Origin of the sequence: Novosphingobium subterraneum (assembly GCF_000807925.1) — a bacterium.
Taxonomy (GTDB): Bacteria; Pseudomonadota; Alphaproteobacteria; order Sphingomonadales; family Sphingomonadaceae; genus Novosphingobium; species Novosphingobium subterraneum.
Genome location: NZ_JRVC01000003.1, coordinates 113035 through 134012 on the forward strand (window position 1 = coordinate 113035; position 20978 = coordinate 134012).

Genomic DNA, 20978 nt, shown 5'->3' on the forward strand with positions numbered 1-20978 from the left:
GCTGCTTGGCCCAGCGTCCTTCGACAGGCTCAGGACGAGCGGAGGGTGGGGCCGGGGGGCTCACGACATATGCAGCCGGTCCGTATCCAGCGCCGCGCCTGCCAGGAACCACAGGGCGTGGCGGCCGGGGAGGAAGAAGTAGCCGCCGCCGCGCAGGGTGACGTAGCGCTGGACGGGGCATAGCTCGAGCGGGGCATTGCGGCCGAGGATGGTGAAGCGCTGGTCGGCGGTTTCGGTCGGGCCCTTGTGCATGGCGAAGGGATCGGGTTCGCATTCGAGGCCGTGGAAGGTGGGCGAGGCGAGCCAAGTTTGCTGGACGAATTCGAACTGGCGTTCGAGATCGGCGTTGAAGGCCATGAACAGCGTGCCGCGGGCGGTGTCGCCGTCCTGATCGAGATAGGGGCGGCCTCGGCGGAGCAGGCGGTGGCGGTTGCTGACTGACAGCTCCACCGGCTCGGTCGGGGCGAGGCTGTCGCGCGGGAAGGTGCGCCGGACGTGGCTGCCGAAGGGGCAGCGCAGCCCTTGCGGATCGGCGTCCTTGTAGAGGAAATCGTTCTTCCGCATCGCGTCCACCCCGCTCTTCATTGCCGGGTGGAAGGGATTGTCGATCAGCGCCGAGCCATCACGCCAACGGCCGAGCATCTTGGCAGCAATCCATTCGCGTGTGCGGTGGATGTTGCCGTTATGCGGGTTGATGACATCGGGCTGCCGGCAGATCTCGTGCGCCTTTTCATCGAGCTGCTTGCGAAAACCCTCGACATCCTGCGCCAGCTGGCGGATCACCAGATAGCTACCGTTGCGGCCGAAATCGCGCGCGCGGGCGCCCTGATCGGCGAAATCGGGGTACTGTGTCGGCTGGTCGGGCGGGGGCGAGGGCAGGAGGACTTCGGGCAACATGCCCAGGCTGTCCATGCGGCGCTCGACCAGCGGGGAAGGCGGGTAGTAGCCGCGGTTGTCGGTGTAGCCGAGGATGAACTCGCCGGGTTCGACGCCATGGACCGGATCGGGCGCGCCGTGGCGACCGGGGAAGCCGCGCACCAGTGGTTGCGAGACGCCATCGACGAAGCCGAAGGGTTCTTCGGAGAGATCGTCGTTGCTAGACTGGGCATGGACGAATTCCGCGCCCTCGGCCGGCTTGGAAACGCTGTCGTCGCTGGTTCTCCATGCCTCCTTGAAGCGTTCGAGATCAAAGGCTTTCAGGCCCGTGCGGATCGAGGCTTTCTCGGTAATGCCGATGGCAGCAGCATCGCTGACGATCTGCGCGAACTTCTGCGCAGCGAGTTCGTCCTTGGCGTAGAGCAGCAGGACGACGTGGGTATCGTCGTCGCACCATTCGAGCTGCTCGGGATCGCCCAGCGCGCGCTTGCGGCTGGCGTGGGCCATGCCGAGCGAGAAGGCCGGCGGGAATCCCTGCTGCGTGCCGGGACCTTCGAGCGCCAGTTCCTTGTCCAGCCCGAGCAGGCGCAGGCCGGCGGCTGAGAAGGCGATGTTGCAGACGAAGTCCTGCGGCGGCTTGTCACCGAACGAGACGAGATCCTCGGCAATCAGGCCTGCGAGCCACTTCTGCACGTGGGCATAGGGATGGGCGCTGCCTTCACGGCGCGGCTCGCCGAAGTTCAGGGCGACGACGCGGCTGTGCGGGTGGCGCTTCAACCCGCCGAACATCAGCGTCTGGATTTCCTCGTACTGCAACCCGTAATCGGGCCGGGGAATCGAGCCGAACAGGTCGAGCCAGGCTTCGGCGTCGGAGGGGTTGGCTTCGAGGCGGTCCTTGCAGAGCAACCCGCTGACGATCAGCGCATGCTTGCGCATGGCGGTGGTCGAAAGATCGGGGTGTGCGGCGAACCAGAACGGGGTGGGGCGCATCGAGCAGCGCGCATAGCGCTTCATGCGGTCGCCATCCTCGGCGCCCTTGAAGAAGAGCAGGCGCGTGGAGGGAAAGCCCTCCGCGTTGCTCCACACGGCGGTGACGCCTTCGGAGGCCTTGGTGATGAAGTCTTCGAGGTAGCTTTCCCAGCTGCCATCGTAGTTCGAGAAGAACACCAGCTGGCGGGTGCCGGGCAGGACGACCCAGCGCGCGGCGTGGATCGTGCCGATGGTGGCGAGGAAGCCTTTTCGCATCACCCCGATCCTGGCCATGATGGCGACGGCAGTGAAGGCAAGCGGCAGGGTCCAGCGGCGCACCCACGCGCGGCGCAGCGTGGTCACGCTGACCATGTGGTTGGGGATGACGCCGGGCGCGTTCTCGCGCGCCATCATGTCGCCGAGCGCGGCGGCTGACGGCGTGCGGTCCACCGGCGTGTTGGCAAGCTCGTCGCGGCGCAGCAGCCACGCCACCGCCGCTACAATCATCAGTGCGATGACCAGGGCGGGGAAAATGGCGCCCTTGAACAGGGCGATGCCGGTTGCGCCTCCTGCCAAACCGAGCAGGAGCGCAAGGCCATAGCCGATCGCCAGCAGGGGCCAGATCAGCCCTTGCGCATTGGCAAGCCCCTTGCCGATCCAGCCCAGCGTCCAGCGCGAGCGGGCGAAATCGAGCCACGGCGCGTCGGCGCGCTCGCAGAAGGCGAGCTTGGGTGGCTTGCGGTCGTCCAGCCTGGCGAGATCGTCTTTCAGCTCTGTCGCGACGACGCGGAACAGGCTTTGCGGGCCGTGGAGCGAGGAGCGGGCACGCTCGCGCGCGATGATTGACCGTGCCTTGGCAACGATCGCGCGATTCTCGTCGATGGTGCGCACGCCAAGGCCCGGCAGACCGACGAAGGGCAGGCCGGTCAGGCGGCGGTCAATCCAGGGCACGCGGAAGACGGCGGGGTTGATACCGTAGGCATGGCGACGCAGCAGCGGCAGGACTTCGCCGACCGCGCCGATGCCGCTGGTCAGCTTGAGCACCGGGAGCAGCAAGGGGCCGGCATGCTCGGCGATCAGGTCAAGCGCGCGTCCGGCGTCGCCGTCGACGGTAGCCTCGAGCACAAGATGTGCCTGCTTTCCTGGTGCTTCGGGCGGGATGGCATGGATGCTGGCGAAGTGGACCACGCCGGTCTGGCGCAGGGCGCTGGCCATGGCTTCGTTCGCCGGATTGCCGAGTTCGCCGATCTCGCGCTCGATGTCGTCCACGTCGCACCATTCGGACTTGTCTCCGAAGGGGATGGCAACGGTGACGAAGTCTTGGATTGCGCTCAAAGGTTGGTTCCTTTGTGTTTACTGGCGGATGGCGGTGAAGCGCAGATCGTCCGGCAGGCCGAGGAAGGTGCCAAGGCTGGCGTTTGGGGCGGGTTCGATCCGCCCTGCGGTGGCGGCGATGGCCTCGGCAATGATCGTCCAGGCGATGCCGCGGCCATAGCAGACGTGCGGACCCTGCAGCGGGCCGGAGGTGATGTAGGGGCGTGCCGGGTCGGGCGCGAAACGGTCGGCTTGGGGGAAGGCGGCATCGTCGTGCGCCGCAGCGCCGACCAGAGCGACGATGCGGTCACCAGCCTTCAGTTGCTCCCCGCGCCAGGTGCAATCGCGGCGGACGCGGCGAACGAGCTGGCTGGTATCAGCCAGACGCAGCATTTCGGCGATCGTCGCGTCGCGCGCTTTTGGCTCAAGCGCGGGATCGCACAGCCGCTGCACCAGCGCAGGCCAGGGAATGCCTGCTTCGCGCCCGCGCTCCGAAGCGCTGAAAGCGGCCACTTCCGAAAGGACCTTGCCGACGATCAGCACGAGCGCGCCGGTCAGTTCGAACAGGACGCTGCGTGCCTGCAGGCGGTAGTCTGCAACATCGGGAAATTGCGGCTGCACCGCGACAAGTGCGCTGAGCAGGCTGGTTTCGGGCGCGACTTCGGGCATGTCGAGCGCATCGTTGATGGCGGCGAGCCCGACGCTGGCGGTCTTTCCGGCGAGCCATGGAACTGCGCCGGTGCTGGCGATGATGGTCCCGAAGACATGGCCGAACAGCGGCACTTGCAGGAACAGGGCGCTCAGCGCGTCGCCCAGTTCGTCCTTGCGGCGCAGAGCGGGGCCGGGTCTCGTCAGGTTCCGCGCAAACAGCAGGAGCGGCACCGGCCACGGCACCTTTTCCGGCGCAGGCACGCCCAGAACCCGCCGCGCCATGCGGTAGGAGAGCAGGAAGGCATATTCCCGGACGAAATTGATGGTCTCGCCGGTCTGCGCACGTCGCTGCAGGACGTCGAGAATGTCCGACGCCTCCTTGCGTGCCATGGCAGCGATCCAGCCGCGGAAGCCCGGGTCCAGATTGGGCGGAACGCTTGGGTCCACGCCGGGAATGCGGGCATTGAGCCAGCTTTGCGCGGCATGGAGCTGGCGAAGGCGCACCTGCCGGTTGCCGTCGTTCTCACCCACCAGATAGCGCGTGCCGGGCACGACCTGTTCGAGCAGGTCATCGTACTGCTGCAGCGAGAAGGTGTCTTCCTCGAGTAGTACTGCGCTGACCACCTCGTGCCTTGCGGCGGCAAAGACCCGAACGCCACCCTTGTCCAGTTCGGCGCAGCGGAGCAGCGCTGGCGCGCCCGGCTGGAACAGGCGGGCTGACGCTGCAGCAAGCACGGCCTGCTGGTTCATGCGATGCGATCCTCGATGGCGACGAGCCGGCGTTGCAGGCAAGCGAGGCCTAGTTCGTCGATCCTGCCGACTAGGTCAGCCGTCGGCACATCCTGCGCGCCCCACACTGCCATCCCGGTCTGCGCCTCAACCTCGCGGCACAGCACCAGTGCGTGCAATTCGTGCATCGCTTCTCCGCACGAACGGCAGTGTTCGAGCGCTTCGGCGGCAAGGTCGGCGGCCTGCACCACCTTGCCCTGCGCCAGGGCAAGGCGGGCGCGGGCCTCGTGCAGGTAGTAGGTCGCAGAGGTGCGGACATGCCGGAAGTGGCCCCGGGCGACCGACTCTGACAGAACGGCTTCGGCTTCGCGCAGCTGGCCCAGTTCGATCAGCGTCAGGGCAAGCCAGCTTGCACTGGCCGGCTCGAAGCCTAGAAAATGATGGTGCAGGCCATCCGCGTAGGCGCCGCGCAATATGCCAAGTGCCCGTTCGAACCTGCCCTCGCGGTAGTGCAGGTAGCCGTGGGCGAGATCGGCGAGCAATTGCGAATAGGCGTGCGCATAGCGGCGCGAAAGATTGAGCGCTTCGGCCACCCACGAACGTGCCTTTGCGATATCCCCCAGATCGGTGAGATACCACGCGCCGAAAGCGCGGGCGAGCACGTGGGGAATGACCACGACTGCACCGAAGGTCGATCCGCGCTGTCCATCGTCCAGCCTGTTTCCCAGACGTTCGATGCGCGCGATTGCAGCACGCGGACGGGCTTGCGAGAAGGCGAGATAGGCCGCGACGAGATCGGCATAAGTCCGGCGTGGCAAGCTGTCGTGCGCATCGAGATCGGCCTCGGCGCGGGCGAGCCAGGCTTCGCCCTGAAGCGGAGCGCCATCGATCCAGTCGAGCAGCGCCATGTTGATCCGTGCGACGGTGCGGATGCCCGGGCCCATGTCGACGGTGCCTTCGGCCAGGAGCGCCATGTCCTCGCGCGTGATCTGCTCTTGCGACAGCTGCTGCAGCGTATCGAAGGCGAGCAGCGAGAAGCGCGCCCGTTCCGATGCGGCAGCGGCGGGTTCGAGGCGTTCCGCCATATCGCGCGCGCGCAGGTAAAGCTGACGCACCGAATCGATCGCCGCGAGGCTCAATGCCTGCTGGCAGGCATCCCAGAGATGCCCGAGTGCGCGCTGCGGCAGGCCGGCCTTTTCGGCGTGGGTCGCAAGTTCGGCATGGCTGGCGACCTCGGCCTCCTGCGATGACGAGGCCTGCGTGGCGAGAAGTTCGAGCGCCTTGGCATGCATCGCGGTCCGCCGCCGCCGGGGCATGGTGCGATAGGCCGCTTCCTGCACCAGCTGGTGGGTGAACCGCGCCTGGTTGGCCACGGCGAATTCCACCACCCGCGCTTCTACCAGCCGCGCGATGGCGCTGGAAGGATTGCGGCAGACGAGTGCGGCGCCTTGCTGCAGGCGGCTCACCGGGAAGATGGGGCCAAGCGCTGCGCAGAACTGGCACAGGCGTGTCGAATCGTCGTCAAGCGCCGCGAGCCGGGCGCCGAGCAGGGCATCGAGCCGTGCCGGAATGCGTGCCGACAGTTCGGCTGGCTCGGTGCCGTCCTCTCCCTGCGCGCTGACCGCGAATTCCTGCAGTGCGAGAGGCAGGCCTTGCGCACGGTCGAGAATCCGCTCGATGGTGGCTTCGTCAAGCGGAGCGAAGCGATTGATCATCGCGACAAGGCTGCGCGCGGCGCGGGGGCCGAGCGGATCGAGGTCGATCACCTGATCGCAGCATTGGGCGAGGCTGGTGCGCGCTTCCGGCCGCGCGGCCAGAAGCATCGTCATGATGCGGCCCTCCCTGATGCCGGTGAGCACCGAGAGGGTTTCGCGATCGAGATATTGGCCATCGTCTACCAGCAGCAGCAGCGGGACGTGGACTACGGCCAGCTGAAACAGGCGGAGAATGGTCTGGGTAGCGATACGGTTGCGGTCGCCCGGAGCGAGATGTGCAAGCCACGTCTGGCCGTTGTCGATGAGGCCCTGCAGGCATTCGGCCTGGTCTGCGGTCAGCGCTGCTGCGGATGCCACGTCAGCCAGCAGGGGCTGCAACAGTTCCACCAGATGGCGGACAGGGCCGGAAAGGCAGCCGAACGGGACCGGCGCAAGCAGGGCGTTGCCCCGGACCACCAGCGTCGTGACGCCAAAGCCGGCCGAAAGGCGCGCGCCTTCCAGAAGCAGGCGGCTCTTGCCCATGCCGGCTTCGCCAACGATGCACAAGGCGGCGCCAGGCTCGCCCGAAACCAGCGCCTTGACCGCGTCGAGCTGGACATCGCGGCCGATCAGGGGGCTTGTGGCGTTGCCCTTCACGGGAATGCGATCGGCACCTTCAAGGTCGATGGCGGTGAGTTCGAAGACCGCTTCGCCGCGCTGGTCGATCTCGCTGGTGATCGTGCCGAGCGGCTGCAACTGGCACGATTCGGCAATAAGCGAAACGGTGGTGGCCGAGATTGCCACGCTTGCCGGTGGCGAGAGCTTTTCGATCTGCCCGGCAACGTGCGTGGCATGGCCCACGACATCGAGGATGCTGCCGAAATCGTTGTCCTGGCGGCGCAGCAGGATCGGCCCGGAATGGAGGCCGACGCGCGCGCGCGGTGCCGGGAGAATTCCCGATGGCCCGGTGCGCATGCGCTCGACAATGGCCCGTGCGGCAAGCGCGGCGCGCAAGGGGTGGTCCTCCACTGCCGGATGCACGCCGAACACGGCCATCACGCCATCGCCCTGCACGCGCACGACCATGCCGTCGAAATCGTGGATGGCGTTGCGGATGAGCGTGATCGTGCTGTCGAGAACGTCGCGGGCGTCTTCCGGATCGAGCACGGAGATAAGCCGGGTGGAGCCGACGATATCGGCGAAGAGCACGGTCGCAAAGCGCACGGCCTCGACATCACCGGACAGCGAGGGCGCCCGCCCGTTCGCTTCCCCGGCAATCGGCTGCACCGGTTGTCCGGTGGCAGTATCGAGTCCCTCGGCCCGCACCCTGTCGTCTTTCGCCCCCATGACAGTCCGGTCGAATCCCGCGCCGAACCGACTGACAGTGGCAGATATTCAGTTTGTTGACTGAATCGCAACGAGAATCGGCAGAGGCGTTCGGCATGTGCTTTCGCACTGCCGATCATGACAGGCCGATGATCTGATGGCTGCGCGCCATTCCCGAGCGTTCGGGGATGCGTTGCAGTTGCGCCCGGGTAAAGCCATCGCGGCGCAGCGGCAGCGGCGTGCCGTCAAGGTCGTAGCATGGCAGGGCCTCGCCCTCGCGCGAGACGCGGATCGACCAGCCCCAGCGCCGCTGGTCGCACGCCAGCCCCAGGAAGGCATCGCATTGCAGCATCAGGCAGGGCGGGCGCAGTCCACCCCGCGCCGCAAGCACGCGCTCGACATCCCCGTCCGAAAGCGAGAAGCGTGCGACATCGCAATCGTCCTGCCGAGGCAGGGGGGCTGAACCGGTTGGCGTCACGATCTGCAGCGACGGGCGCAGGATTGCCTCGCCCACGCGCCGGAATTCGACCTGCAGGGGGCCGGGGCCGGATTTCCAGATGAGATAGCGCTGCATTGGCCTCGATGGTTCGCGACCGGCAATCAGGCCGGAAACGGTCGGAGTGTCGGGCCGCTCTCTATGCCGCCCGCCCGCGTGAGGCGTCCGTTGGCCAGCGCACCGGCCCCTTGTGATTTGGCGCACATTCACTAAGCCTCGGCCGTGAGATGCCGCGGGAACGGTGATATCAATGTCCAGTTCGATCCTAAAGGTGCCGGATGATGTCCAGGCAGTTCTTGCTCTCCACGGGCGGCAGATGCGCGTGCGCAAGGGGCAGGTGCTGCTCGCGGTGGGCCTGCCTGCGAACGACGTCTACGTCGTTCTGGAAGGCAGCGTCAGTGTCTCGCTCGTCTCGGCGCAGGGCCGCGAAACCGTGCTCCGCGCCATCGGTCCGCGGGAAATGTTCGGGGAATTGGCCGCGATCGACGGGGAGCCGCGCTCGGCCGACGTGGTCGCGGTAGAGAACAGCACGCTGCTGGTCATTCCCGGGCCGACCTTTGCCGGCCTGCTGGGCGTGGAGCCGGTCCTGTCGCTGTGGCTGGCACGGTACCTCTCGCACCAGGTCCGCTACCTGACCAACCGCATCTACGAGCTTTCGACGATGGGCGTCGGGCCGCGCCTGCAGGCAGAATTGCTGCGGCTGGCAGGCGAGCCGGATCAGGCCGGTGCCGCCACGATCAATCGTATTCCGACCCAAGCCGAACTTGCGGCCCGCATCGGCACGAACCGCGAAACCGTGACGCGCGAATTCTCGCTGCTGATCAAGGAAGGCCTCGTCATGCGCGAGGGGCGGCGCATCGTCGTGCCATCGGTGGCGCGGCTTGCCGACCGGCTGCATCGTTATTCGCAGAGCAGTTGACGATCCCATCAGCGAAGACGTTGCCAGATCGGGTGCGGCGCGGATAGGCTGGGGCCATGCTCGAGGACCTGAAGAACCCCCGCACCACGACTGGCCGACGCTCCGGAATCATCGGGCGCATTGGCTGGGTTCTTGCCCGGCTGATTGCCGCCTTCCTGTTCATCTCGGTGGTTCAGGTGGTGATCTACAAGTTCGTGCCGGTGCCGATCACGCTGACCATGCTGATGGACGATCATTCCATCACCAAGGACTGGACTCCGCTTGGCGACATCGACCGCGACATGGTGGCGGCGGTGATTTCGGGCGAGGACGGCAAGTTCTGCCAGCACAACGGCTTCGATCAGGAAGCGATGATGGAGGCCTTCCGCCGCAACCAGAAGGGCGGGCGCATCCGGGGCGGCTCGACGATCAGCCAGCAGACCGCCAAGAACGTGTTCCTGTGGCAGGGCGGCGGCTATTTCCGCAAGGGGCTGGAGGCCTGGTACACCGTGCTGATCGAGACGATCTGGGGCAAGCGCCGGATCATGGAAGTCTACCTCAACGTCGCCGAGACCGGGATCGGCACTTATGGCGTCGAGGCAGGTGCCCAGCGGTATTATGGGAAGAGCGCGCGCAAGCTGAGCCCAGTGGAGGCCGCGCGCATCGCCGCCGTGCTGCCTTTGCCCAAGGAGCGCGAAGTCAACGGCGCGGGCGGCTTCACCCGCCGCCATGGCAATTCGATCGCCCGCCAGGTCCGGGTGGTGAAGAACGGGGCGCTGGACGCGTGTGTCTATAATTGAGGTTTGTTAGCGGTGCAGTCGGTTGCGGGGATGGACGTACGTCGGGTCTGGGTGAACCGGCCGGATGCGCTGAATGGCGTGTTTGGGGTAAATCGTTGCGATCACAAATTTTGGACTTCTACGTTAGCGCTGACCGGAGGAAGATAATGCAGCGTGATCGACGACTGCTCGCTGCGCTGTTGCTTTTCCTTGTCTCGCTTCTGACGGGAGCGGTTCAAGCGTGGATCGTAAATGCGTATGTGAGATCGGCAATTTCCGGCGGGTGGGAGTCTTTTGCCGATTTCTTTGGCCTCGATGCTCCAGCCAAAGGTCCGGCGGCGTATTGCATCGACTTCTGCGGACCTGAACTGCCTTTTATGGCGGGCTGGATAGCGATCGGCGCGTTTGTCAGCGGCCTGATGATTTTGGCTTTCGCTTGGTGGAAGCCGAAGGCGTGAGGTCGCAGAGGTAAGTGACTGGAATTCCTGCGGGCGCATCCCTAGCTTTTCTGTATGACTTCTGGTGGCCCCCCCGCGCAACGCCCTTATCGGCTCAGGACTTGGGTGCGGCAGAGATTGCCGTTTTGCCTTATTGGCCTCGTCCCGAAGGGTGCGGATTGTAAGCTGGCCGGGGGGACGCACGACTCGTACAGCAAGGACGGTCGAAATTCCGCGTGTTATCATTGCCAAATTGTTCGCGAGGGCAGGTTCTGGCGAAAGTGAAGCGGTGGGGACATTTGGCCGGCGTCCGAGAAGGCCTCGTGCGCTGAACGGCAGCTTTTGGAGCAATGGCCCCTTGATCGCCAAACATCCCCCCAGCACAACAAAAAGCGCGGGGTGAGTTTCCCCACCCCGCGCCGTTTTGTTCAACCGTTTAGGCTTATCAGAAGCCGACGCTGATCGAGCCGATCACCGTGCGCGGTGCGCCGATCTGGGCGAAGGGCACGCTGGTGGTCGAGGTTGCGGTGCCGCTGAAGCCGCCGACGTAGACTTCGTCGAACACGTTGAGGACGTTCAGCTGGAAGAACGTCTTGTCATTCAGGCCGAGGAACTCGAGGCTGACCTTGGCGTCGAGATCGACCAGCGTGTAGGCCGGGGTCTTGTTCGGATAGACCACCGAACCGCCCGAGGTGATCGGCAGGTTCTGGTCGTTGACGTAGCGCGGACCGGTGCGCTTGGCCTGGACGCCGAGCGAGACCGGGCCGATTTCACCCTGGGCGCGGGCGCCGAAGGTGTAGACCGGAGCGCCGCCTTCACGCTTTCCAGCAGTCTGGGCGAAGACCGGAACGGTCTGGCCGTTCGAGATCGTCTCGCCCGTGACCACGTTGTTCTTGATCTTCGACTTCAGGTAAGAGCCAAACAGGTAGAGGCTGAACTGGTCGATCGGCATGAACGAGATCGAGCCATCGATGCCGTACTTGTCCACGCGGCCGAGGTTGCGATAGATCGTCGCGTCGAGATCGACGTCGTAGGCCGAGGCCAGACGGTTGTTGTAGATCGTCCACCAGCCCGAAGCCTGCGCCTGCACCCGGCCCGAACGGACGCGGAAGCCGAGGTCGAAGTTGTGCGAGGTTTCGGGTGCGGGCTTCGCTTCAGCACGATCCGGAGCGTAGAAGAACGACTGGTAGAGGTTGTCCGTACCCGGCACCTGCAGACCCTTCGAGTAGTTGCCGAACACGCTGGCGCTGGCACCGATGCGGTAGGTGAAGCCGGCGGTCGGCAGCGGCTTCGAATAGTTGAAGATGCGCTGCTGCGGACGCTCGAAGGTGGTTGCCGCGTCATACGTGGCGTTGGCCGCATCGGTGCCGAAGCAGGCGACGTTGCCGCTTGCCGAAGTGGCAAAGCAGTAGTTGGTCAGGTTGCGGCGGAAGAACGGCATGCGCACGCCGGCGGTGACCGTCAGATCCTTGAAGTCGCCGCGGTATTCGCCCGAAACCTGATGCAGGATGGCATAGGACAGGCGGTTGCGCTTCTGCAGGCTCGAACCGTCCTTGGCGAGGATCGGGTTGTCGACCGGGAAGTAATCGGCGCCGAAGCCGTTCTGGGCGAGCAGCCCCGCTTCACCCGTCTGCCGGTGACGGCCGCGATCGTACGAATAGGCAAGGCGGACGGTGTTGTTGTCGTCGATATCGTAACGCAGCGACGAGATGACGCCGAGGCGCCAGGTCTGGGTCTGGCTGGGGCTGTGGACGCGCACGGTGTCCTTGGTGTCACCGTCGCCGTTGATGTCGACCCCTGCAAAGTAGTTCGGGTTCGAGCTGGAGCCCTGGATGAAGCCCGAAAGGCCCTGCGGGGTGAGGCCTTCGCTGGCGATCAGCGTGCCGCCGCCGTTGGCCTTGGTGTACTGGATGCTGGGATCGACGGTCAGCACGAGTCCGTCGGCCAGCGTGAAGCGCGAATTGATGCGGATGTTGCCGGTGTTCGAGGGGTTGTAGCGATAGTCGAACGCCGAACCGCAGCTGCTAGCCTTATCTTCAACGCCAGCAACCGGTGCAGGAATGATGCAGCGCGCGGTCTGGATGTCACGCTCGGCCTTGGTGTCGGGGAAGGTGTCGCTGCGCAGGTTGACCGAACCGAAGAAGTTGTTGCGGTTGCGGTTGTAGTGACCGGCGATCGAGATGAAGTCGCCATTGTCGCCCAGCGGCTGGTAGATGCGGGCGTTGATCTGCTTCTTGTTGATCTCGCCGATGCCGCCGAAGATCGTGTCGTTGGTGGCAGAGCTGGCGGCGATGAACGCGCGCAGGCCCGAGGCGTCGAGGTTGCCGGTGTCGATCGAGCCGAACACGCGCATGAAATCAAAGCGCCCGGCCGAACCGACCATGCGCACGCCGAAGTCTTCGGTCGGCTTGCGGGTGCGGTAGTTCACGGTTGAACCCGAAGCGGCAGCAGTCGGGCTATCGACATCGGTCGAGCCGAGGTTGACGTTCACCTGCTCGATCAGCTCGGGATCAAGCTGCTGGTTGGAATAGAGCGCGTAGTTGCCGGTGTCGTTCAGCGGCAGGCCGTCGAAGGTCTGCGAGATGCGGGTGCTGTCGAAGCCACGGATGGTGAGCGTGCCGCCGGCCGAACCGAACGGGTCGTTGTTCTGGAAGCTGACGCCCGGCACGAGGTTGATGATGTCGTTGATCGACTGGCCGGGAGCCTGGCGGCTGATGATGGCCTGGTCGAGCACCTGCTTGGCGCGGGTCGTGTTCGGCGTTTCGACGCCTGCGACCGACTTGGCTACGGTGCCCGTGACGATGATCGGCTGTTCGAAGTCGACCGAGCCGGTCGACTGGGCGTGGGCTGCGCCGGCCATTGCGACGCTACCGAGAGCAATGGTCGACGCTGCGACCAGGAACTTCATCTGCATTATCTGACCCCGTTACATGGCGCCGTGTGGCGCGGTTTGTGGCGTGGTTGATTCCCCGCCGTATGCTTAGGCCGGAGCGGGAATCACCCGGTGCGCCGAACCTTCGCGAGCGGCCTTAGCGGCCCTTGCGATGGCTCCAAACCGGTCTCAGGTGACACTATAATGACGAGGTTACGACAGTGCGGCGGCTTTGTTTGCGACTGCGTAAAAAACTGTCGCGAAGGTTGCCTGCGCATATCCAAAGATTGCGCAGATCGCCGGTTTCAAGCTACTTTTCCGAAGACGTGGCTATGTTGCAACACATAACAAAAATTGTTGCATCGCAGCGAAGTGCGCCGCCTCAACGGCTCAGGCGGCTTCGCGTTCCTGCGGTGCGATGAAAGCGGTCAACAGCCAGCGGTGATCGCCTTCGCAGCCCAATGCGGTAAGCTTGCCAGAGGCGAAAGCGCCGGTGTCTATGCCGATGCGGTTATGCCTCAGGACCGGTTCGTCGGTGATGGTGTGGCCATGCACGACGAGGTGCCCGTGCGGTTCGGCATGATCGAGGAATTCGCGGCGAATCCAGCGCAGATCCGACGGCATCTGCCGGTCAAGCGGTACGCCAGGGCGAATACCGGCGTGGACGAACAGGTAATCGCCGACGACGATCTGGTCTTCCATCGCCTGCATGAAGGCAACGTGTTCGGGTGGAACCAGCGCGTTGGCCCGATCGATGATCTCCTCGAGATTGCCCCGGCTGTATTCTTCGCCACGCAGCCCATAGCTGAACAGCGTTTCCCGGCCACCGTGGCGCAGGAAATGGCGCATGGTTTCCTCGTCGCGAAGGCTTCCGAGCATCATCTCTTCGTGGTTGCCGGCAAGGATACGCACCTTGCCCGTGGCCATGAGCTGCATGGCCCGTTCAATCACGCCGCGGCTGTCCGGGCCACGATCGACCAGATCGCCCAGGAGGATAAGCGTCGTATCGGCAGGCCCACGTGCGGCGTCGTCGGCGTCGATCCGCGCGAGCAGCTGCTCGAACAGGTCAAGCCGTCCGTGGATGTCGCCAATTGCATAGACGCGCTGCCCGGCAGGCATGGACGCCTGCGGCGGCAGGGGCTCTTCGACGACAGGAGATGAAAACAGCGAGCGAAGCTTGTTGAACATGGATCCTCGTTAGCGCGCGATATGGCCCCGGCCTGTGCATCATGCAACACCTTTGCCATCCGATACGTTGCAGAGGCCCTCCAGGCTTGCCGCAGCCTCGCCCGGTCAGCGCAAGTAGAAGTCGATGGTCGTGACCACCCGGACCTTCTTGTAGGGCGTGTCCGAGACGCCCCAACCCCCGCCATCGCCATCGCGCGCGGTGATCTCGAAATAGCCTTGGCTCGCGGTCTTGATGCCGTCGACCGAAGCGCCACTGTCACGCGCGAACTGTTCGGCGGCGGCGCGTGCGTCCTTGGTGGCGGCAGCGACCATCTCCGGCTTGATCGCGTTGAGGCGCGTGAAGGTATAGGCCATCCCTGAGCCTTCCTCGAGCATCACGCCGCGCCGGACCAGATCGAACTGGCGCTTCACAGCCCGTTGCGCCCGGGCGATGTCGGTGGTGCGCAAGGTCATGCGCTGGCGGACCGAGAAGCTGACGACACCGTCGCTGGTCATGGTCTGGACGTTGACCCCGGTCGGCTGCAGCGCTTCTGCGGGAAAGCCGAGCTCGCCGAAGAAGGCCCGGATCGACTGGCTGTCGCGGTCGACGCTGGCCTGTGCGCTGGCAAGGTCGGGCGCGGTGGCGGAATAGGCCAGGGTCCAAGTGGCAAGGTCGGCGGTCACCTCGCGCTCGGCGAGCCCGCGCACGGTGACAGAGCGATCAGCGACCTTGGCGCGGCGGAAACCATCGCCGATGAACCAGCCGCCGGCGACCAGTCCAGCTGCGAGGATCGCCACCGGCAGGAGCGCCATTCCGCCTTGCGGCAGGATGCGCGCGGGCGACCCTTGGGTTTCGATCCTGTCGTCGCTATCTTCACCCTGCATCGCCACCTCCCGGGCTTGTGTGCCTGCGACAAGTTGTGCGATTCTATCGATGAACTGTTTTTGAACGGAATGCCTAGCCGTGACCAAGTTTCTCCATACCATGATCCGCGTGACCGACCCGGACGCGACAATCGCCTTTTTCGAACTGATCGGTCTCAAGGAGACGCGCCGCTTCTCGAGCGAGCAGGGCCGCTTCACACTGATCTTTCTGGCAGCACCGGGCCAGGAGGGCGTGGCCGAAGTGGAATTGACCTACAACTGGCCGCCCGAGGATGGGTCTCCAGCCGAAGTCTATGACGGCGGGCGCAATTTCGGCCACCTCGCCTATCGCGTCGACAATATCTACGAGACCTGCCAGCGCATCATGGACGCAGGCCACATCGTACATCGCCCCCCGCGCGACGGGCACATGGCTTTCGTGAAGTCGCCCGACGGCATTTCGATCGAACTGCTTCAGGAGGGTCATCTCCCGCCCCAGGAGCCCTGGGCCAGCATGCCGAATACCGGCACCTGGTAAGCCCCCCTATCCTGCACCAGCCAAAGCGGCGTCCGGTTCGGTCCGGGCGCCGTTTTCTTTTATCGGTCGGTGGTTCCGGCGGGGGTGGATGAAAAGGGTGAGGCACCTGTCCAAAAGGGCGTTGACTCCATGTTGCTGTGCAGCATTATCAATCCCGGACAGGCGTCATGGAATGGCCAAAAGGCCGCGCCGGTCGAAGGGGTATTGCTGACAAACTGACGTCTGTCGCGCTGACGCGACGGGGCCGGAGACACTGCTGTCTTCGGCTGGCGGGAAAGCTTTGCCTTTTCATCTGGGCCGTTCGCGCGGCGGCCTGGCCATGTTGCGGTGCAAGGTGGCGAGGATGCGCAACGAGATTGGGGATGGATGCACGGGGAGAAGCGAGGGCCGGGCCAGACTTGCCTGGCCGAGCCATACAGGGGGTTGACGAGATGAAAAAGCAGATCGGGTTCAAATCGAAAGCCATGCGGGCGCTGGGCGTTTCAACCATCCTTTCCACGATGGTCCTGCCCGCAATCGCCCATGCCGCCGACGAGCCGCAGGAAGCCGCCGCTCCCGCTGCCGAACCGCAGGCCGCCGAAGAGCAGGGTCTGGGCGAGATCGTGGTGACGGCGACGCGCACGGCCACTTCGATCCAGAAGGTTCCGATCTCGATGCAGGCCTTGAGCGCCGACACGCTTGGCCAGCGTCAGGTCAAGGGCCTGACCGATTTTGCCTCGCTGCTCCCCTCGGTCACCTTCGCCGGCATTGGCCCGGGCCGCAACACCCCCTATTTCCGCGGCATCGTGCCGGCAGGTGGCGGGCGCGAATCGGTCGGCTACTACATCGACGACATTCCGATCACCGGCACCGGCCTCCCCGACATCATGGCCTATGATTTGGAGCGCATCGAGGCGCTTTCGGGTCCGCAGGGTACGCTCTATGGCGCAGGTTCGCTGGCCGGCACGATCCGCTTCATCACCAAGAAGCCGACGACCGACAAGTTCGAGTTCGGCTATGATGCCGAGGTCAACAAGTACGGCAAGGGCGATTTCGGTGGCCAGTACCAGAGCTACATCAACGTGCCGATTGCCGACAATCTGGCGATCCGCGCGATGGGCTTCTACCGGCGTGACGGCGGCTACATCGACAACACGCCCAACAACGGCAAGTTCAACGATGGCAGCCCCTCGGTCCTGACGCTGGGCGACGACAACCCGAACACCAGCTACACGCTCGACAACTCTTCGATCGCGCAGGACGATTACAACACCATTGAAGGATACGGCGGGCGCCTGCAGGTGCTGTGGCAACCGTTCGATGGCTGGGACATCATGCCCCAGATCACCGCGCAGCAGCAGATCGCCAACGGGTACTTCGGTTTCGATCCGCGCGTGGGCGACCTTGAGGTCCACGACTACGACAAGACCAGCCAGAACGACAGGTTCTACCAGGCCGCGCTGAGCATCCACGGCCACATTGGTGATTTCGATCTGGTCTCTGCGACCGGTTACTATCAGCGCCAGATCAAGCTGCTGAACGACTACACCTACTACACCGTAACCTATGACGGCTTCGGTCCGGGCTACGAGAACTACCTCCAGTTCTTCAGCAAGGACGGCTGCACCGGATCGGGCGCAACGCTGAAATGCACCAACCTGATCAACCCGACGCAGTATTACAGCGGTCTGCGCAACGAGCGGAAATTCACGCAGGAAATCCGGCTGACCACGCCCAAGTCCTGGCCTTTCGACGTGACGATCGGTGGCTTCCTCCACCACCAGACCAACGAGATCAACAATGACTACGGCATCCATGGTCTTGCCGACATCGTCGGCTATACCATGTCCGGTGGCGGCGACAGCAACCCCGCCGGCTTCGGCATTCCGGTCAGCCAAGGCGGCACGATGGTGCTCGGTTCACCTGCGGTGAAGCGCGATGCCTTCTACCTGAGCGAGCAGACCAACCACTGGAAGGACTACGCGGTCTTCGCCGAAGGGCATTACAACATCACCCCCGAACTGAAGCTGACCGGCGGCATCCGCTATTTCTGGACGCGATTTGACGTGACCGGGTTTGGCGGTGTTGCGGCATCGGCGCAGAATGCACCGTCGATCTTCCTGCCGACCAACTCGGTCGGCTGTCCGCTGCCTCTGCCGGCCGAACGCCTGCAGTGCCGCAACTTCAATCGTCTCGATCCGCTCAGCGTCGGACGCTATCGCGAGCAGGGCGAGACGCACAAGGTTGCGCTGAACTGGCAGTTCCAGCCGGACAAGATGATCTATGCAAACTACTCGACCGGGTTCCGTCCGGGGGGCTTCAACCGACCCTTGCGCATTCGCGCCTCGGGCGGGTTGCCGCAGGTCATCGTGGCTGCACCGCCTTTCAAGTCGGAAGAGCTGACCAATTTCGAGCTGGGCTTCAAGGGAACCTGGAACAACATGTTCCGCCTGAACGCAGCGGTCTATCTCGAGAAGTGGAACAACATCCAGTATTCGGTGGTCGTTGCCGGCGCACAAGGCGCGGGCTACACCGGCAACGCCGGCAAGGCTGAGGTCAAGGGCATCGAGTATGACGCCGATCTCAAGCTTGGCGCGGTCACGATCTCGACATCTGGCGCGTTCAACGACGGCAAGCTGAAAGGCAATTTCTGCAACTTCATTGCAGACCGGACGGCGCTTACCATCACGCAGCTGGCGACCTGTGCCGTGGGCACGCCGGTTCCTGGCACCAACGGACAGACTCCTTCGGTTGCCGCAATCGATGGGACCCGCCTGCCACGTCAGCCGAAGTTCAAGGGCACTACTTCTGTGCGCTATGACGGCGATTGGGGCGACAAGGACTTCTACGTTCAGGGTGCGGCGCTTTACCAGACAGGGGCGACGCAGGACCTCAACGTCGACCAGAACGCGCTGTACGGAAACACGCCGGGCTTTGTCAGCTTCGACTTCTCGGCCGGGATCAAGACCGAAAGCTGGACGCTCGACGTGTTCCTCCAGAATGCTTTCGACAAGCGCGGGCAGCTGACCAAGAACACCTTCTGCTCGATCGACTTCTGCTCGGGATCGTCGCGCACCTTCATCATCAAGCCGCAGTTCTTCGGCATCCGCTGGGGCCAGAAGTACTGAGGTTTCAAAGACTTTACCCTGCGTAAGGAACCTGAGGCCCCCGCGGGAAACCGTGGGGGCTTTTTTGGGGTGGTGGGATATGGCGTGGGAGCGATGGATGAGGTGTGCGTCGCTGGCGTCATGGACCCCGGCCTGCGCCGGGGTGACGATCCCTTTGACTCGTTGAGACAATTGCCGTCACACCGGCGAAGGCCGGGGTCCATTGCCTCGCTGCATTCGCAACGGTTGGACTATCAGCCCGCAGGCGCGTCGGGATAGCTTTCCAGCACCGGTCCCAGCGCTGCCTTGAGTGGGGCAAGCCACGGCTCGTAGGGCTTCCACGCCTCGAGCCCATCCTTGAAGATCGGCTGGCGGACCTGCTCGGAACTCGCCGTGCGCACGGCGCGCTCGGTCTTGTAGAATTCGAGACAGGCGGGATCGAACGGAATGCCGATGTAACTCAGCAGGCGCCGCACTTCGGCTTCGGTATCGGCGACCATGCGCTCGTAGATCACGCGATGGACGTGGCCGGGCGCTTGCGCATCCCACTTTGCCATCAGGTTGACGTAGTCGGCGTAGTAGCGACCGATGTCGGTCAGGTCATAGGTGAAGGTCTGGCCGCGCGCGAAATGCTGCTTCCAGCCGGAAAAGCAGCAAGACAGCGGGTGGCGCCGCGCATCGACCACCTTGGCGTTGGGCAGGATCAGGCGGATCAGGCCGACATGCTGCCAGTTGTTCGGCATCTTGTCGATGAACAGTGGCCGATCGGTCTGGCGGTGAACGCGGGTGCGCTCGATGTACTCCTCGCCCAGCCGCAGCCGGTCTGCCGGGGTGAGCGAGGCTATCATCGTGGCGAAATCGGCGAACTCGCCCTCGTCAACGCGCGATTGCAGGCGCGCGCCGATCATCATCAACTCGGGCAGTTCCATCGTGCCTTCGACCATCGGATGGCTCGACAGGATCTGCTCGACCAGCGTCGAGCCTGAGCGCGGCAGGCCGACGACGAAGATCGGATCGGGCGCAGGGCAGCCACCTTCGCCCAGGGTGGCAATGAAGGCGGCGGTGAAAGTCTGCTTCGCGGCCTGCACTTCGGCGCTGAAAGTATCGGCATCATGGAGGATCATCGTGCGACGCAGGGCATTGCCCTTGTCGTAGTGCGCAAACGAGGCTGCGGCGTCCTTCGCGTCCTCGAAGGCCTTGCCGAGCGAGAAGTGCAGGTGGAAGACGTCCTCCTTGCGCTCATCCTGCGCCTCGCCGAGCGTGGCGAGGGCGGCCTCCATTGTGGCTATGTCGTCTGGCCCGAGCTTCACCGTCTTGAGATTGGCAAGGCTCCACCACGCTTCGCCCATGGTCGGCTGGCGGGAGACGGCGGCGCGATAGGCCTCGACCGCCTCGGCCTGCTGCCCCAGCGTCTTGAGCACGTGGCCGAGATTCTGCCAGACCTGCGGCTGGTCCGGGTCTGCGGCGAGCAGCTTGCGATAGAGACCCGCAGCGCGTTCCTGATGTCCGAGCCGCACCAGCACCGAGGCAAGGATCAGCTTGTGCCCCGGCGAAGGGATCGGCGAGGCCTGCAGCACTTCGGCATGATCGAGCGCTTCTGGCAAGCGGTTGGTCTGGAGCAGCAGGCGGATCAGGAAATCGCGCGCCAGATCGAAGCCGGGGGCGCTGGCCACGGCTTGTTCGACGCGCGCGATGGCGGGCGTCATCTCGCCCTTGCGCCAGGCGATTTCACCGTGGAGGCGCAGCGCTGGTGGGTCGTCGCCTTCGCGGGCGAGGCGTTCGGCGAGCATCCGGTCCGCACTCTCGAGATCGCCGTCCTGGACGGCGAGCGCTGCCTTGAGCAGGCCCGTATCGCACGAGGATGCGTGGACGCCGGACAGATCTGCGCGCCATGCTTCGTCGGCGCGGCCAGCCTTGCGCAACTGCCGCGCGAGGAGGAACCAGCCGCCGGCGATGCGCGGCTGCAATTGGGTGAGCGCCTGCAGTGCTGCGATGGCGCGCGGCGTGTCGTTTGCTTCGGCAGCGGCTTGGCCCAGTTCCCACAGCACGGCGGGGACCCGACCATTGCCGCGGGCGAGGGCATCGAGCTTTGCCACTGCCTGCTTGCCCTTGCCCATGCGGCGCAAGGCGCGGGCGGCGAGGAATTCTGCGGGCGGAAAGCCGGGTGCCTGCCGCAGCACGACTTCGGCAGCTGACAGCGCCTTGTGCGGCGCGATTACGAGCAGCGCTTCGCCCTCGGCGAGGGCTTGCTGGGGCGAGGGCGCGCGCAACTGCTGGATCAT

13 protein-coding genes are annotated in these 20978 nt (G+C 64.7%); 5 read left to right on the forward strand and 8 right to left on the reverse strand.

The genetic code is table 11. The features are described 5' to 3' along the window. Positions 1-60 precede the first annotated feature (60 nt). From NJ75_RS04085 to NJ75_RS04100, 4 genes are all read right to left on the reverse strand, one after another. Positions 61-3180 carry a Dyp-type peroxidase gene (locus tag NJ75_RS04085; RefSeq protein ID WP_039331712.1) on the reverse strand — a complete coding sequence of 1040 codons (3120 nt, stop codon included), beginning with the start codon at positions 3178-3180 and terminating at the stop codon, positions 61-63. Positions 3181-3198: 18 nt separating this feature from the next. Continuing rightward, the gene (locus NJ75_RS04090; RefSeq protein WP_039331714.1) at positions 3199-4560 is read right to left on the reverse strand and encodes a cytochrome P450; all 1362 of its coding nucleotides are present in this window, start codon (positions 4558-4560) and stop codon (positions 3199-3201) included. Further along, on the reverse strand, positions 4557-7580 hold the full coding sequence (locus NJ75_RS04095; RefSeq protein ID WP_039331716.1) for an ATP-binding protein: 3024 nt from the start codon (positions 7578-7580) through the stop codon (positions 4557-4559). Before NJ75_RS04095 ends, NJ75_RS04090 begins: the two co-directional genes overlap by 4 nt. A gap of 115 nt (positions 7581-7695) precedes the next feature. Further along, a complete protein-coding gene (locus tag NJ75_RS04100) occupies positions 7696-8133 on the reverse strand; it encodes a hypothetical protein (RefSeq protein WP_039331718.1) in 438 nt (145 codons plus the stop codon). A gap of 172 nt (positions 8134-8305) precedes the next feature. Here NJ75_RS04100 and NJ75_RS04105 point away from each other — a divergent pair, with 172 nt between their 5' ends. From NJ75_RS04105 to NJ75_RS04115, 3 genes are all read left to right on the forward strand, one after another. After that, on the forward strand, positions 8306-8974 hold the full coding sequence (locus NJ75_RS04105; protein WP_052241965.1) for a Crp/Fnr family transcriptional regulator: 669 nt from the start codon (positions 8306-8308) through the stop codon (positions 8972-8974). Between the two features lie 56 nt (positions 8975-9030). Further along, positions 9031-9753, forward strand: a complete 723-nt coding sequence (gene mtgA / locus NJ75_RS04110; protein WP_052241967.1) for a monofunctional biosynthetic peptidoglycan transglycosylase — start codon at positions 9031-9033, stop codon at positions 9751-9753. 146 nt (positions 9754-9899) lie between these two features. Next, complete coding sequence (locus NJ75_RS04115) at positions 9900-10190, forward strand: hypothetical protein (protein ID WP_039331719.1); 291 nt, start codon at positions 9900-9902, stop codon at positions 10188-10190. A 424-nt stretch (positions 10191-10614) separates the two neighbouring features. Here NJ75_RS04115 and NJ75_RS04120 read toward each other — a convergent pair whose 3' ends face one another. The 3 genes from NJ75_RS04120 to NJ75_RS04130 all read right to left on the reverse strand — a co-directional run bounded on the left by NJ75_RS04120 (position 10615) and on the right by NJ75_RS04130 (position 15021). Further along, complete coding sequence (locus NJ75_RS04120) at positions 10615-13077, reverse strand: TonB-dependent receptor (RefSeq protein WP_039331933.1); 2463 nt, start codon at positions 13075-13077, stop codon at positions 10615-10617. Between the two features lie 354 nt (positions 13078-13431). Then, a complete protein-coding gene (locus NJ75_RS04125; RefSeq protein WP_039331720.1) occupies positions 13432-14229 on the reverse strand; it encodes a metallophosphoesterase family protein in 798 nt (265 codons plus the stop codon). Positions 14230-14334: 105 nt separating this feature from the next. After that, positions 14335-15021 carry an SIMPL domain-containing protein gene (locus NJ75_RS04130; protein WP_039331935.1) on the reverse strand — a complete coding sequence of 229 codons (687 nt, stop codon included), beginning with the start codon at positions 15019-15021 and terminating at the stop codon, positions 14335-14337. Between the two features lie 151 nt (positions 15022-15172). On the opposite strand from NJ75_RS04130, the gene NJ75_RS04135 reads away from it, so the two are divergent. Continuing rightward, positions 15173-15610: a VOC family protein gene (locus NJ75_RS04135; RefSeq protein ID WP_039331721.1), complete on the forward strand. Its 438-nt coding sequence runs from the start codon at positions 15173-15175 to the stop codon at positions 15608-15610. Between the two features lie 431 nt (positions 15611-16041). Continuing rightward, positions 16042-18717 carry a TonB-dependent receptor gene (locus NJ75_RS04140; RefSeq protein WP_236727053.1) on the forward strand — a complete coding sequence of 892 codons (2676 nt, stop codon included), beginning with the start codon at positions 16042-16044 and terminating at the stop codon, positions 18715-18717. Positions 18718-18950: 233 nt separating this feature from the next. Here NJ75_RS04140 and NJ75_RS04145 read toward each other — a convergent pair whose 3' ends face one another. After that, a complete protein-coding gene (locus tag NJ75_RS04145) occupies positions 18951-20978 on the reverse strand; it encodes a tetratricopeptide repeat-containing sulfotransferase family protein (RefSeq protein WP_039331727.1) in 2028 nt (675 codons plus the stop codon).

What these genes read in the sequence shown, in the direction of transcription:
- NJ75_RS04125 (WP_039331720.1), bottom strand. Translation starts at nt 14,229, where the DNA reads ATGTTCAACAAGCTTCGCTCGCTGTTTTCATCTCCTGTCGTCGAAGAG.
- NJ75_RS04105 (WP_052241965.1), top strand. Translation starts at nt 8,306, where the DNA reads ATGTCCAGTTCGATCCTAAAGGTGCCGGATGATGTCCAGGCAGTTCTT.
- NJ75_RS04130 (WP_039331935.1), bottom strand. Translation starts at nt 15,021, where the DNA reads ATGGCGCTCCTGCCGGTGGCGATCCTCGCAGCTGGACTGGTCGCCGGC.
- NJ75_RS04090 (WP_039331714.1), bottom strand. Translation starts at nt 4,560, where the DNA reads ATGAACCAGCAGGCCGTGCTTGCTGCAGCGTCAGCCCGCCTGTTCCAG.
- mtgA (WP_052241967.1), top strand. Translation starts at nt 9,031, where the DNA reads ATGCTCGAGGACCTGAAGAACCCCCGCACCACGACTGGCCGACGCTCC.
- NJ75_RS04140 (WP_236727053.1), top strand. Translation starts at nt 16,042, where the DNA reads ATGAAAAAGCAGATCGGGTTCAAATCGAAAGCCATGCGGGCGCTGGGC.
- NJ75_RS04100 (WP_039331718.1), bottom strand. Translation starts at nt 8,133, where the DNA reads ATGCAGCGCTATCTCATCTGGAAATCCGGCCCCGGCCCCCTGCAGGTC.
- NJ75_RS04095 (WP_039331716.1), bottom strand. Translation starts at nt 7,580, where the DNA reads ATGGGGGCGAAAGACGACAGGGTGCGGGCCGAGGGACTCGATACTGCC.
- NJ75_RS04115 (WP_039331719.1), top strand. Translation starts at nt 9,900, where the DNA reads ATGCAGCGTGATCGACGACTGCTCGCTGCGCTGTTGCTTTTCCTTGTC.
- NJ75_RS04120 (WP_039331933.1), bottom strand. Translation starts at nt 13,077, where the DNA reads ATGAAGTTCCTGGTCGCAGCGTCGACCATTGCTCTCGGTAGCGTCGCA.
- NJ75_RS04145 (WP_039331727.1), bottom strand. Translation starts at nt 20,978, where the DNA reads ATGATCCAGCAGTTGCGCGCGCCCTCGCCCCAGCAAGCCCTCGCCGAG.